The following is a 13379-nucleotide window of genomic DNA, read 5'->3' as shown; positions in this document are numbered from 1 at the left end:
GGAAAAAAAATGGCCCTAAATCTTCAATCTATATATGTTCTTGCAAGTGGTAGTTCAAGAGCTATGGAACAGCTTGATACAATTACTAATAATATTGCAAATGTTAATACTACAGGGTTTAAAAAACTTCTTTTAAAAGAGATGAGCCAAAGAATTGATAAAAACAGAGGTGATAGCAATCATCTATTTGTATTTTCAAGATTTGAAGATACTCCAGTTATATTAGAGCAAGGCTCACTAAAAAAAACTGAGAATCCTTTAGATTTTGCGATAGAGGGTGATGGTTTTTTTCAAGTTAAAGTTAAAGGCGAAAAACTTTTAACAAGAAATGGCCATTTTTTTATAAACAATGAAAATATTTTAGTAGACTCAAATGGTAATCCTGTTTTAGATGATGCAGGTAAAAAAATAGAAGTTAATTCAAAATATCCAATAAATGTAGGTCCAAATGGTGCTATTTTTCAAAAAGGCGAAGAAGTTGCAAAACTTAAAATTATCAATTTTGAAAAAGTAAAGGCTTATGGCAAAAGTTATTATGTTGGAAATGGAAGTGAAAAAAAACCAAAATATCTTATAAGGCAAGGATTTTTAGAAAGTTCAAACGTTAATCCAATAAAAGAGATGAGTGAGATGATTATATCTCAAAGAAGATTTGAGATATATTCAAATTTAATTAAATCATTAGATGCTATTGAACAAAAAACAAATGAGATTGGAAGAGCATAAAATTTAGTTAAATAGTTAGAAAGTGAGAAAGATACCAAATAAAAGAAAGGATAGGAAATGATTAGGGCTCTTTGGACATCAGCTTCTGGTATGCAGGCACAACAGACAAATCTTGATGTTGTATCTAATAATATAGCAAATGTTAATACAGTTGGATTTAAAATAAGTAGGGCAAATTTTGAGGATTTGATTTATCAAAATATTAAAGACCCAGGTGTAAAAAGTTCAGATGAAAATATGGTTCCTTCAGGAATTCAAATAGGTCTAGGTGTAAAGCTTTCTGATGTTAGTAAAATTTTTTCTCAAGGAAGCCTAAAAAAAACAGATAGAGAACTTGATGTTGCGATAGAAGGAAAAGGTTTTTTTAAAATAGAAACACCTGGTGGAGGAGAAGCATATACAAGAGCTGGAAATTTTCAACTTGATAATGAAGGATATATTGTAACTCCTGAAGGATATAAGCTCTCACCAAATATTCAAGTATCTTCGCCAGAAACTCTTATTAGTTTATCTATTAGTCCAAATGGAAAAGTAACTGCTGTGAGAAATGAGGGTGGAGTTCAAACAATTGAAGAGTTGGCAGATATAAAACTGTATAGATTTATAAATCCCGCTGGATTAAAATCTATTGGCCAAAATCTATTTGTTCCAACTGAGGCTTCAGCGGAGGCTATTGAAGGAGATCCTAATAGTGATGGTTTTGGTAAACTTGCTCAAGGATTTTTAGAGAGTTCAAATGTTAATATAGTTGATGAGATGGTAAATTTAATAGTTGCTCAAAGAGCATATGAGATAAATTCAAAAGGTATTACTACTGCAGATGAAATGCTCAGAACAGTTTCTACACTTAAATCATAAATTTTTTAAAAAGGCTATTTTGGCCTTTTTCCTACTGTTACTTTTAAACTTTTCTGGTTATGCCAAAATTGTTGTAGAATTAAAGCCTTTTGTTGAGGTCATTAACAAAAATATTTTGATAAAAGATATAGCTGATATAAAATCAGATAAAAATGAAAAAACTTTAAAAAATTTCATATCAACTCTCAAGATAACTACTTTAAAAGATAATATAGCAAAAATAAAAAAAGAGCAAATCTTAAAAACATTACAAAATAATTATATTGATGTATCAAAGATAAATATAATTGGCGAAAATTGCATAGTTAAATTAAAAACAAAAAAATTGGAAATCTCTGAGATAGAAAATGATATAAAAAAGTTTATTCAACAAAAATTTGGCGATAGAATTGCTATAAAATCTATCTCTATAGGTAATAAATCTTTTACTATTCCTTTTTCGAAAACAGAAAAAAAGATAGAGATAAAATCATCTACAAATTCACATATTTATATCAATTATTTTATCTATAATGACGGAAAACTTTTTAAAAAAATTCCAATTACTTTAAAAATTGAAAAATTTATTATGGCTCCATTTGCAAAAAGAGATATTCCAAAAGGTAAAAAAATTTCAATAAATGATATCTATTTTAAAAAAATAAAAATCTATTCAAAAAGCGATATATTGGGAAAAGATGAAATTATTGGCAATATTGCAAAAAGAAATATTAAAAAAGATAGTATAATAAAAAGATATTTTATAGAGCCTAACTATTTAGTTATAAAAAGAAAAAGTGTAAAAATTATATATAAAAATGGTCCTATAAAAATTGAACTTTTAGGGCTTGCTCTTGAAAATGGAATATTGGGACAAATTATTAGGGTAAAAAATATTTCTTCAGATAGGATAATTAAATGCAGAGTTGTTGCTCCATTTACAGTAGAATTTATTCGTTAATTTTTTTTGTTTTAATTATTTTTTTAACGGGAGGGTGCAGTAAAAAAGAAAATCCAACCCCACCTACTATAACTCCTCCTGATATAAAAGAGCAACAATCTTTAAACTCTCCCGGTTCTTTATATAATGGATATGATAATCTTTTTAGTGATGACAAAGCTCATAATATTGGAGATATAGTTACTATAAAAGTTTATGAAAATATTAGCGGGCAAGGTAGTACAAACACGAAATCTGCAAGAACAAATGATATGGATCTTAGTTTACCATCGGCTACTATTATGGATAAAAAAGTTCCAAATAAAACATCAGTTTTTGGATTGAAACAGTCTTCAAAAAATAGTTTCAAAGGTAGTGGAGATACAAAAAGGCAAGCTAAACTTGTTGCTACCATTTCAGCAAGGGTAATAAAAGTTTATCCAAATGGAAATCTTTTTATAAAAGGAAAAAAATATATAAAAATAAATGATGATATACAGGTTTTAAAAATTTCTGGAATTGTTAAACCTTTAGATATTTCTCAAGATAACTCAATTGATTCATCAAAAATATCAGATATGTATGTGGAATATAATGGAGAAGGATTTGCAGCAGATACTCAAAGTCCAGGCTGGTTAGCCAAATTTTTAATGAAAATATGGCCATTTTGATTTTAGTTAAAATAGTTGAAAGGTTGAGTTGTAAGTGGTTTTTTACACTAATGTTTAATATCCAATGTTTAATTTTATAAAAAGGCAAGAGATGCTTAAAAAGATTTTTTTAGTTTTTATTTTTCCATTTATTTTATTAGCTAGTGAAGTAAAAATTGGAAGTGAAGTAAATATTGTTGGTGTAAGAACAAACTATTTAACTGGTTATGGAATTGTAGTTGGTTTAAATGGTACAGGAGATGGGACTACAACAAAGTTTACACTTTTAAGTATAGCAAATATGCTTAAAAAAATGGGAATTTATATAGATCCAAAAGATGTAAAAACAAAAAATGCAGCTGCTGTAATTGTAACAGCAAATATGCCACCTTTTGCAAAAAGTGGAATGACATTTGATGTAACTGTCTCTTCACTTGGAGACGCTAAAGATATAGGAAATGGTGTACTTATAAGAACTCCTCTTTTTGGGCCTGATAAAAAAGTATATGCTTTTGCTCAAGGCCCTGTTTCTACTGGTGGAGGATTTAGTGAATCAAATAAAGGTGGAAAAATTCAAAAAAACTTTACAACAACAGCGGTTATACCAAATGGTGGAATAATTGAGAGAGATTTGCCATTTGATTTTAAAAATTTGCCATTTTTAACTTTAACATTGAAACATCCAGATTTTACAAAAGCTAAAAATATAGCTTCTACTATAAATAACTATTTTAAAGAAAATCTTGCAGATGCAGTTGATTCGGCTACTATAAAAATAAAATATCCAAAAAATATGAAAAAAGTAGATTTTGTATCAAAAGTTTTAAATTTAAAAATAGATACTCAAAATGAGCCAACTATTGTTATTTATGAAAGAACAGGGACTGTTATTATGAGTGGAGATATTAAAATTGATGCTCCTGTTTATGTATCTCATGGTAATATTTATGTATCTATACAAAAAGAGCCAATTATTTCGCAACCACCGCCATTATCTGGTGGAAAAACAGTTAAAACACAAAAAGTTACAACTAAAGTAAAAGAAGAAAATGGTAGAATATTTTCAATAAATTCTCCATCTCTTAAAGATTTAGTTAAAGCATTAAATGATCTTGGTATTTCACCAAGAGATTTAATAGCAATAATTCAAGCAATAAAAAATGCTGGAAAGCTTCATGCTAAGATTGTTATAATGTAGATAAGATGAGTTAGAAGATAAGATAGTAAGGAGCGAAGCAGTGAAGCGGCCAATTTCCAATGACTAATGACTATTAACTTAATGTCCAATTGCAAAAAGGAAGATAATGATAAATACAGATATAAAAACATATTGGGATATTAATTCAATTTCAAATATAAAAAAGCTTGATGAAGCAGCTAAAGCTTTTGAAACAGAATTTATACATATTTTTTTAAAAGAGGTAAGAAAAAGTATGGAAAAAGGAATGTTTAATAGCTCATTTACTTCAAAAATGTATCTTGATATGTTCGATATGCAGATGGCAAAATCAATAAGCGATAGTGATAAATTAGGAATAAAAGAGTATTTTTTAGAAGCAATTAAAGCTTACGAGAAAAATATGAAGTAAAAAAATGGCACAAGCTTTATCTCTATTTTTTGAAAAAGTTCATAAGCACTCTGATGCAATTATTGTAGTTTTAATTCTTGCTATTTTAGCATCAATGGTGCTACCTATTCCAAAATTTTTACTTGATATTTTATTAACAACAAGTATCACTTTATCACTGATTATATTAATGACAACTGTTTATATTGGAAATCCTTTGCAGATTTCATCATTTCCATCGCTACTTCTTTTGGCAACTCTTTTTAGGCTTTCATTGAATGTTGCTACAACAAGAACTATTCTGTTACATGGACATGAAGGTCCTGAAGCTGCAGGTAAAGTAATAGAGAGTTTTGGTCAGTTCGTAGTTGGTGGAAACTATATTGTTGGAGTTATTGTTTTTATAGTCTTAGTTACAATCAATTTTATTGTGATTACAAAAGGTACTGAGAGAATTTCTGAAGTTGGTGCAAGATTTACACTTGATGCAATGCCTGGAAAACAGATGGCAATTGATGCAGATTTAAATGCAGGCATCATTGATGAAAAAGAGGCAAAAAAAAGAAGAGAAGAGATAGCAAAAGAAGCTGATTTTTATGGGGCTATGGATGGTGCTAGTAAATTTATTAGAGGCGACGCTATTGCTGGAATAATAATAACTCTTATAAATATAATAGGTGGTATAGCAATAGGTGTATTTCAGCATAATATGGATATCTCAACTGCAGCTGCAAATTTTACAATATTGACTGTAGGTGATGGACTAGTTAGTCAGATTCCAGCTCTTATAACTTCCACTGCTGCGGGGCTAATGGTAACAAGAGCTGTATCAGAAGCAAATTTAGGAAAAGAGATATTTGCACAACTTACAGGTTATCCAAAAGCTTTATATATGGGAGCTTTTGCTCTTGTTGCTATGGGGATAGTTCCGGGAATGCCATTTGTTCCATTTATGATTCTCGCATCTATGGTGGCTATAGTTGGATATATGATGCAACAAGATATTAAAAGAAAAGAGATTGAAGAGGCTGAAAAAAGAGCAAAAGAGATAATTGAAGAAACAAAAGAGAGTGAAGAGCCAGAAGAGCTTATTTCTCAACCTGAAACAATAACTTTAGAGATTGGATATTCACTTATTCCTTATGTTGATGAATCGCAAAATGGCGAAATTATAAAAAGAATAAAATCTTTAAGAAAACAGTTAAGTAAAGAGCTTGGACTTATTATACCTCTTGTTCATATCAAAGATAATCTTGAGTTAAAACCTGGAGAGTATAGAATATTAATAAGAGATATAGAAATAGCTAAAGGTGAAATTGAACCAGGAAAAGTCTTAGCAATTGATACTGGTTCAACTAAGGGAGAAATAGGAGGCATAGAAACAAAAGAGCCAACATTTGGATTAAAAGCTTATTGGATAGATGAATCACAAAAAGATAAAGCAAAGATGATGGGATACACTGTTGTGGATATTCCAACGGTAGTAATTACTCATATCTCAGAAACAATAAAAAATCATGCATATGAAATTTTGGGTAGAAGCGAGACTAAAGATTTAGTAGAAGCTCTATCAAAAAAATATCCGATTGTAAAAGAGATTGTTCCAGAACAGGTATCATACTCAATTTTACATAGAGTTTTGCAAAATCTTTTAAGAGAGCAGATTCCTATTAAAGATCTATTATCTATAATTGAAGCGCTTTCTGATAATATAAATAAAACAAATGATCCAGATATATTAACAGAGTTGGTAAGACAATCTTTATCAAGACTTATAACTTCTCTTTATGCAAAAAATGGTAAACTATATGCTGTAACATTAGGAACTAAATTGGAAAATCATATTTTAGAGAAAATTAAAGAGTATGAGGGGTCAATCCCTCCATTAGATCCTGTTATTTTACAGCAGATTATTCATAAAATGACGGGTTTTGTTGAACAGTTTATATTAAATCAAGCAACACCTGTTCTTTTGACATCAGCTAATCTTAGAAGATATATAAAAAAGATAATTGAGCCATATCTTTCTAATGTAGCAGTGCTGTCATATACTGAAATTGATCCAAAAGTTAGACTAAATATTTTAGGTAAGGTAGAAATTGATGAAAATCAATAAATATGAGGGTTATGATTTAGATGCCCTCATAGAAGAGGCAAAAAGAGAACTTGGAAATGATATAAAAATACTTAGTTATGAAGTAGAAGATGAAAGAGGTATTTTCCCTTTTAAAAAAAGAAAAAAATATACTCTTTTTGTAGAGGTCCCAACTGCCCAAGAGGGATTTTTGGATATTTTATCAAAAGAGGAAAAAAATGAAGAGATAGATAGATTTTTAGAAAAAATAGAAAAAATGATTGATAAAAAGATTGAATCTTTAAAACTAAATCAAACAATTTTGCCTACTCCTCCACATAATGAAAATCAGCAAATTCCAATAAGTGAAGAATTTAATGAATTTACTGGTGATGCTTTAGATTTAATAAATCTGCTTTTAAAAAAAGATGTTGAGCCAAAAATTGCTAAAATTCTTGTAAAAGAGGCTTGTGGTCTTGATATCGATACAAATAAATTTGATTTAAATACAAGTTTTTTTAAAGAAGCAATTATAAAAGGTGTTCAAAAAAAGATAAGATTTACTGGTCCATTAAAAATACAAAAAGGTGGTTTGAAAGTTAAAGCTTTTGTTGGACCAACTGGAGTTGGTAAAACAACAAATCTTTTTAAAATAGCATCAGAACTCGTTATCAATCAAAAATTAAAAGTTGCAGTTATTAGTATAGATACATTTAAAGTAGGTGCAATTCAACAAGCAAGGGCTTATGCAAATATTTTAAATATTCCATTTTTTGCAGTAACAGATTCCAAAAATTTAAGAAAAACTCTCTCTTCTATGTCAAATATAGATATTGTATTGATTGATACTGTTGGTAGGAGCCACTATGATTACTGGAGACTAGGTGAGATGAAAGAGATATTAGGTGGCGGAAATGATTTGATGGATATATCTTTAGTTATTAGCTGTAATTATAAAAATAGCGAAGCAATAGAGATAGTAAATAGATATAGAACATTTTTCCCAATAAATTCTATATTTTTTACAAAAATTGATGAAACATATAAACCTGGAATATTAGTAAATCTACCTATTAAAACAGAAATTCCAGTATCATTCATAAGTACAGGACAAAGAGTGCCAGAAGATTTAAGACTTTTAAATCCAGAAAGAGTAGCAAATTATTTGATAGGTGAATAATGGAAGATCAAGCTAAAGGTTTAAGAGATTTAATTAATAAAAATAAAATATTACAAAATAGTAAATTTATAACTATTGCAAGTGGAAAAGGTGGTGTTGGAAAAACGAATTTTAGTGTAAATTTTGCCTATTCACTTGCGAATTTTTTTAAAAAACGCGTTTTGCTTATAGATGCAGACATTGGAATGGCAAATATCCATATTCTTTTAAATACAGATCCATCTAAAACATTGAAAAATCTGTTTAATGGGGAAAATATTGAAAATATTTTAGTAAATAGATATGGCTTTGATGCATTGCTTGGTTTTTCGGGTATAGATTCAATCTCTCAAATGGATGAATTTTCGATTTCATCTTTAATAAACTCTTTGGAAGAAATTTCTTATAGATATGATTATATAATAATTGATACTGGAGCAGGAATTGATGATAAGATAGCTTCATTTTTAAGAGCATCAAGCAGATCTTATATCATAACCACACCTGAACCTACTGCATTAATGGATGCATATGCTCTAATTAAGTCAATTTATAATATTTATGGATATAATAATTTTAAAATAGTTATTAATATGGCTAAGAGTAAAGAAGAGGCTTTTAATACATTTAATAAATTAAAGATATCTGCAAATAAATTTTTAGGTATTGATCTTGAAATGATTGGATATTTGCCATTAACGCAAAATCTTAAAAAATGTGTTAAGAAAAAAGAGATAATAACAAAACTTTTTCCAAATGATCCTTTTAGTTTAGAGATGAAAAAAATAAGTGCTATTGAAGCTGAAGAGCCAATGGATAAACAAAATATAAATTTTTGGGAAAAAGTATTTGATTTTTTGGGGCAGAAGCGTAAAAAATGAGATTATCAAAAGATGAAAAACAAAAAATTATTTTAGATAATACTCCGCTTGTAAAAAAAGTTGCAAGCAAAATTTTTTTTAAGTTACCAAAAGACTCAGGAATTGAGTTTGATGAACTTGTAAATACTGGAATTATTGGATTAATAAAAGCTCTTGATAAATATGATAGTGAAAAAGCTAAATTTTCAACATATGCATATATTAAAATAAGAGGAGAGATTTTAGATTATTTAAGATCATTGCATGTAATTCCTCGTACAATGCGTGATAAAATTAAAAAAGAGAAAGAGGAAAATCCAAATAAAGCTATTCCTTTGTCAAATTTGGCTATAATGCTTAGTATGGAGAAGGCTTTAAGCAGTGAAGATGGAAATTTGCAGCTTAAAGATATTTTGATTTCTGAGGATATTAGTCCAGAAGAGCATGCAATAAATTCTGAAATGAGAACAATTTTATTGGAAGCAATGGAATTATTAAATGAAAAAGAGAGGCTGGCACTGCAGCTTTTCTATTTTGAAGAAAAGGAGCCAAAAGAGATATCAGAGATTTTGAATATTTCTCAATCAAGGGTTTCACAACTAAAATCTCAAGCAATTTTAAAGATAAAAAAGATTTTGTCAAAAGCGGAGCAGATATGAATTTTTTAGATATTTTGCTTGGTTTAAATATAAAACAAGAAAATAACCATAATCCATTTGCCACTACTAAAAATATAAATAAAAACATATCCTCTTTTGAAAATATTTTAAATGAAATGTTTTTAAAAGAGGATAAGAATATAAAATTTGACAGTTTTTTAAAAACAAAAGATAAAAATTTTATAAAAAAACCACAAATTATTTTTTCAAAAAAAGAAAATATAAATTTTTATAAAAAAAATATAAAAAGTGATAAACAAAACTCTTTTATAATTTTTCCAAATATTAAAACTAAGAAAATTAATAAATTTTCTATACTAAATAAAAATATTGAAAAAAGAATAAATAGTGAGATAGCTTTAAATTTTTTTGAAAAGAAATATATTCAAAAAAAAGAGCATTTTGAAAAAAACCAAAAATTAAGTGATAAAAATTTAAAAATTTTAGATAATATATCTCATAATATAAATAATTTAGAGATACAAAAAATATCTAAAAATATTGAAATAAATAGTAAAACAAAAAAAGATAAAACCGTAGTACACAGCAAAAAAAATAAATCTTTTAATAAACTATCTATTTTAGAAAATAGACAAACCAATTTAAATACTAATACTAATCTAACAAATGAAATTAAAGTTAAATATTATATAAACGATTCTGTTAAAAATATAAATAATGAAAATGTAAAGATAACAAAAAATAAAAAAATAATTGAAAATATTAAAGCAGAAGATAAAAAGAGTAAAATAAATAATCTTACTAAAAACAGTTTTATTGAAATAAAAAAAGTTATTACTACCTCATCAAAAATAGATAATAAATCTACTCATAAAAATTTAGCTGAAAAGAATTATGAAGATAGGAATATAATAAATTTTAAAGATTTAGATAAATTAGAAAATCATCAAAAAATAGAAATCAATTATAAAAATAGTAAAAAAACAATCAACAGAAATTTAAAAGAAGATTTTAAAAAAGAGATTTCTAAGATAAATATTCAAAAAACAGAAAAATATAAAAATATAGATGAAACAAAATATGATTTAATAAATGATGAAAGAGTTGTTAATTATAACAATATAGAAACAGTTAAAGATAAAAAGAATATACAAAAAGAGATTAAAGAGGATATTGAAATTGAGGTTTTAAATAGTGACAATAATATTGAAGAATTAAATAAAAATACCCACAATAATAACAATTTTTCATCAAATGAACATAATGAACAAAATGCTAATGATTTACAAAATTTTAAAGACCAATTTGATGAAAAAAACTTTAAAGATATAAATAATAAAAATAGTTTTTCATTTAGATTAAATGATTTAATTGTTAATGCTACAATAAAAAGCCGCTTTTTAACTCTAAATCTATCTACTAATAACTCTATTTTATTGGTAAATGGACTTGAAAATGAGATAAGAAATATTTTAAAAGAGAGCGGTTATAAAAATTTCAATTTGGTTATAAAAGACAAAGAAAAAAGAGTATATATAGATTCTTCAAAAAATTTAGTAAAAAATAAAAGAGTCCAAAGCAAGATAGATGTTTTGGCATAAAATTTTTCTATTTTTTATTCTATTTGTTTTCATTTATCCTTCTTTTGCTTCGCTTGAGAAAAATAGTTCAAAATCTTATGAAAATAATATATCGATAAAAGAAAAAACTAAATTAGAAGAGTTTGTTTTTAAAAATGCTGTCAAAGACTATAGATATGGCTCTTATTATGAAGCTTTAGATGAGTTTTTAAAAATTTTAAAAAATCCAAAATCCCCTTATTATAAAAAAAGCCTATTAATGCTTGGTAAAGTTTATCTACAAATAGCAAAAAGAACAGGAATAAAAAAATATTTATGGACTGCAGATTCCTATTTAAATCTTTATGCAGCAAAAGAGGAAAATCTTGATTGGGATTATTATTATACAAAAGCAAATATTTATGAAACTTTAGAGTTTTATGAGAAAGCTTTGGCAAATTATAAGATATCTCTTTTTAAAACAAAAAAAGAAAATGAACAGATAAAAAGTGTTATAGCGATATTAAGAGTTGCAGTTTGGCTTCATAAACTTGATCTTGTTACAAAATATATGGTTTTATTAAATGTGGAAAATCTGAAAAAAGAGCAGAAAAAAGAGATCCTTTTTTTAAGAGGAATGCAGCTTTTTGTAGATGAAAAATATAAAGATGCATTTAAATATTTTCTGAAAACTTATAGAGATTTTGAATCTTATCTAATTGATAATCCACAGTATTACTATTTAGTGGCTGAAACAGCTTATAGAATGGGTAATATCAAATTTGCTGAGCAGCTTTTTAGAAGAATATTAAATCTTATTAAAAATAGGGAAGTTTTAAAAAAAGCTCTTTTAAGAATGGGTGATATTGGGCTTAGAAAAGGGGATATAAAAAGCGCTACTAACTACTATTATCAGTTGATTTCTAAATATCCAAAATCAAAAGAGGCAACAGTAGCTAAATTAAAACTAATTTCGCTTATTATTAGAGATGAAACTCTAAAAGAAAAATTAAAAAATATTATGAAAGAAGCAGAGTTTATAAAAGATCCAGATGGATTTGTTGTTAAAACACTTGTAAAAAATAGAACGAATTATATAGGTAGATTTGCATTGGGAAATTTTGGCGTTATTGTTTTTGAAATAGGAAGTGATAAACTTTTTAAACGTTTGGGATGGGAATTATCTTTAATTTCAGTAGATAGATTAAATTATGAGCAAAAAGAGTATATAAAAGATTTATGGAGTAGCTATCTTCTTGTACTTGAATCAAAAAAAATGTGTAAACTTTATGGCTCAAATGAAAAATTTTTTAAATCTCTTTTTTCTCAAGAGGTATTATTAAAAATAGCAAATGATTTGAAATTTTGTAAAGAAAATAGCAAAAGAGTTGATTTGCTTGAATATATTCTTAACAGATGGAAAAATGATGAGAATAGATTTAAATTGGCTCAGGCTTTATATGAGAGTAGAGATTTTGATAAAAGCATAAAAGTTTTAAATAAAATAAATAAAAAAGATTGTAAATATTTCAAACTTTTTAGTAAAAATTGCATTATGAAAGAAAATTTTGATAATATTTGTTTAAACAGTATGAGAAGTTGCAAAAAATATTGTGGATATGGAGATTTTGAATCTTTAATAATTTATAAATTTGCTCAAATTAAGAGTAAATCAGGCGACTCCATTGAGTTTATAAAAAGATATTCAAAAGAGATAGCAAAAAGATTTGAAAAGGATGAGATTGTTAAGAAATTTGTTAAGGCATATTCTGAAAAGCTTATAAATGAGTCAAAATACACATATTTAATAAATATATTAGAACCTATTTCTAAAAATTTAAAAGATAGTTGTTATATTGATTCTTTATTAGCCATTTCTTATATAAGAACTGGTAAAATGAATTATGCAAAAGAGATAATTAATAAAATAAAAGATTGTAATGAAAATTGGTCAAAAATTGCAAAAAATATATATGAATCTGAGCTACTTAGATTAAGGATCGAAAATGAGTGAAATGTTTCAAAAAACGCAAATGCTCTCAAAAACAGCCTCCTTCTATCTTGATAGAACAAAAGTTATTCAAAGCAATATAGCTAATGCAGATACTCCAGGTTTTAAACCTAAAGATTTAGTATTTGAAAAAATTTTAGATGATCAAATTGAATTGAAAAAAACAGATCCAAAACATATAGATCCAAAATCTAATAATAAAATGGAAAAAAAGCTTATTACTGAGGGAAGATATCAAGGATATGATGAAAATATGGTTGATATACAAAAAGAGCTTGCAAAACTTGCTGAGAGTTCAATAATGTATAAATCAGCAGTTGAAGCAATGAAAAAAGAGTTTTCAAAACTTAAATTATCTATTAGTGGGAGATAAAA

Annotated in this window: 13 protein-coding genes; all 13 read left to right on the top strand. The window is 26.7% G+C overall.

What is annotated here, in order from left to right:
• Positions 1-9: 9 nt before the first annotated feature.
• Complete coding sequence (locus QML81_RS00215; protein ID WP_281951178.1) at positions 10-726, top strand: flagellar hook-basal body protein; 717 nt, start codon at positions 10-12, stop codon at positions 724-726.
• A 57-nt stretch (positions 727-783) separates the two neighbouring features.
• Complete coding sequence (gene flgG / locus QML81_RS00210) at positions 784-1584, top strand: flagellar basal-body rod protein FlgG (RefSeq protein ID WP_281951177.1); 801 nt, start codon at positions 784-786, stop codon at positions 1582-1584.
• Positions 1547-2524, top strand: coding sequence for a flagellar basal body P-ring formation chaperone FlgA (gene flgA / locus QML81_RS00205; RefSeq protein WP_281951176.1), 978 nt, complete (start codon positions 1547-1549; stop codon positions 2522-2524). The genes flgG and flgA overlap by 38 nt, the downstream gene beginning before the upstream one ends.
• Positions 2482-3174 (top strand): flagellar basal body L-ring protein FlgH, encoded by a 693-nt coding sequence (locus QML81_RS00200; protein ID WP_281951175.1) that lies wholly within the window; start codon positions 2482-2484, stop codon positions 3172-3174. Before flgA ends, QML81_RS00200 begins: the two co-directional genes overlap by 43 nt.
• A gap of 91 nt (positions 3175-3265) precedes the next feature.
• On the top strand, positions 3266-4351 hold the full coding sequence (locus tag QML81_RS00195; RefSeq protein ID WP_281951174.1) for a flagellar basal body P-ring protein FlgI: 1086 nt from the start codon (positions 3266-3268) through the stop codon (positions 4349-4351).
• A 106-nt stretch (positions 4352-4457) separates the two neighbouring features.
• Positions 4458-4742: a rod-binding protein gene (locus QML81_RS00190; protein ID WP_281951173.1), complete on the top strand. Its 285-nt coding sequence runs from the start codon at positions 4458-4460 to the stop codon at positions 4740-4742.
• Between the two features lie 4 nt (positions 4743-4746).
• Complete coding sequence (gene flhA, locus QML81_RS00185) at positions 4747-6837, top strand: flagellar biosynthesis protein FlhA (RefSeq protein WP_281951172.1); 2091 nt, start codon at positions 4747-4749, stop codon at positions 6835-6837.
• Positions 6824-7975: a flagellar biosynthesis protein FlhF gene (locus QML81_RS00180; protein ID WP_281951171.1), complete on the top strand. Its 1152-nt coding sequence runs from the start codon at positions 6824-6826 to the stop codon at positions 7973-7975. Before flhA ends, QML81_RS00180 begins: the two co-directional genes overlap by 14 nt.
• Entirely contained in the window at positions 7975-8835 is an 861-nt protein-coding gene (locus QML81_RS00175; protein ID WP_281951170.1) for a MinD/ParA family protein, read from the top strand. The genes QML81_RS00180 and QML81_RS00175 overlap by 1 nt, the downstream gene beginning before the upstream one ends.
• Positions 8832-9473, top strand: coding sequence for a sigma-70 family RNA polymerase sigma factor (locus QML81_RS00170; protein WP_281951169.1), 642 nt, complete (start codon positions 8832-8834; stop codon positions 9471-9473). Before QML81_RS00175 ends, QML81_RS00170 begins: the two co-directional genes overlap by 4 nt.
• On the top strand, positions 9470-11035 hold the full coding sequence (locus tag QML81_RS00165; RefSeq protein ID WP_281951168.1) for a hypothetical protein: 1566 nt from the start codon (positions 9470-9472) through the stop codon (positions 11033-11035). Before QML81_RS00170 ends, QML81_RS00165 begins: the two co-directional genes overlap by 4 nt.
• Positions 11022-13007: a tetratricopeptide repeat protein gene (locus QML81_RS00160; protein WP_281951167.1), complete on the top strand. Its 1986-nt coding sequence runs from the start codon at positions 11022-11024 to the stop codon at positions 13005-13007. Before QML81_RS00165 ends, QML81_RS00160 begins: the two co-directional genes overlap by 14 nt.
• A complete protein-coding gene (gene flgB, locus QML81_RS00155; protein WP_281951166.1) occupies positions 13000-13377 on the top strand; it encodes a flagellar basal body rod protein FlgB in 378 nt (125 codons plus the stop codon). The genes QML81_RS00160 and flgB overlap by 8 nt, the downstream gene beginning before the upstream one ends.
• The last annotated feature ends 2 nt before the right edge of the window (positions 13378-13379 follow it).

It is taken from the genome of Nitrosophilus kaiyonis (assembly GCF_027943725.1).
Taxonomy (GTDB): Bacteria; Campylobacterota; Campylobacteria; order Campylobacterales; family Nitratiruptoraceae; genus Nitrosophilus_A; species Nitrosophilus_A kaiyonis.
The sequence above is the reverse complement of the archived record's forward strand: the minus strand, read 5'-3'. Positions and strand labels throughout refer to the sequence as shown.

Excerpts from the sequence above, each read along its gene's own strand:
- QML81_RS00215 (WP_281951178.1), top strand. The coding sequence starts at position 10 with ATGGCCCTAAATCTTCAATCTATATATGTTCTTGCAAGTGGTAGTTCA.
- flgG (WP_281951177.1), top strand. The coding sequence starts at position 784 with ATGATTAGGGCTCTTTGGACATCAGCTTCTGGTATGCAGGCACAACAG.
- flgA (WP_281951176.1), top strand. The coding sequence starts at position 1,547 with ATGAAATGCTCAGAACAGTTTCTACACTTAAATCATAAATTTTTTAAA.
- QML81_RS00200 (WP_281951175.1), top strand. The coding sequence starts at position 2,482 with ATGCAGAGTTGTTGCTCCATTTACAGTAGAATTTATTCGTTAATTTTT.
- QML81_RS00195 (WP_281951174.1), top strand. The coding sequence starts at position 3,266 with ATGCTTAAAAAGATTTTTTTAGTTTTTATTTTTCCATTTATTTTATTA.
- QML81_RS00190 (WP_281951173.1), top strand. The coding sequence starts at position 4,458 with ATGATAAATACAGATATAAAAACATATTGGGATATTAATTCAATTTCA.
- flhA (WP_281951172.1), top strand. The coding sequence starts at position 4,747 with ATGGCACAAGCTTTATCTCTATTTTTTGAAAAAGTTCATAAGCACTCT.
- QML81_RS00180 (WP_281951171.1), top strand. The coding sequence starts at position 6,824 with ATGAAAATCAATAAATATGAGGGTTATGATTTAGATGCCCTCATAGAA.
- QML81_RS00175 (WP_281951170.1), top strand. The coding sequence starts at position 7,975 with ATGGAAGATCAAGCTAAAGGTTTAAGAGATTTAATTAATAAAAATAAA.
- QML81_RS00170 (WP_281951169.1), top strand. The coding sequence starts at position 8,832 with ATGAGATTATCAAAAGATGAAAAACAAAAAATTATTTTAGATAATACT.
- QML81_RS00165 (WP_281951168.1), top strand. The coding sequence starts at position 9,470 with ATGAATTTTTTAGATATTTTGCTTGGTTTAAATATAAAACAAGAAAAT.
- QML81_RS00160 (WP_281951167.1), top strand. The coding sequence starts at position 11,022 with ATGTTTTGGCATAAAATTTTTCTATTTTTTATTCTATTTGTTTTCATT.
- flgB (WP_281951166.1), top strand. The coding sequence starts at position 13,000 with ATGAGTGAAATGTTTCAAAAAACGCAAATGCTCTCAAAAACAGCCTCC.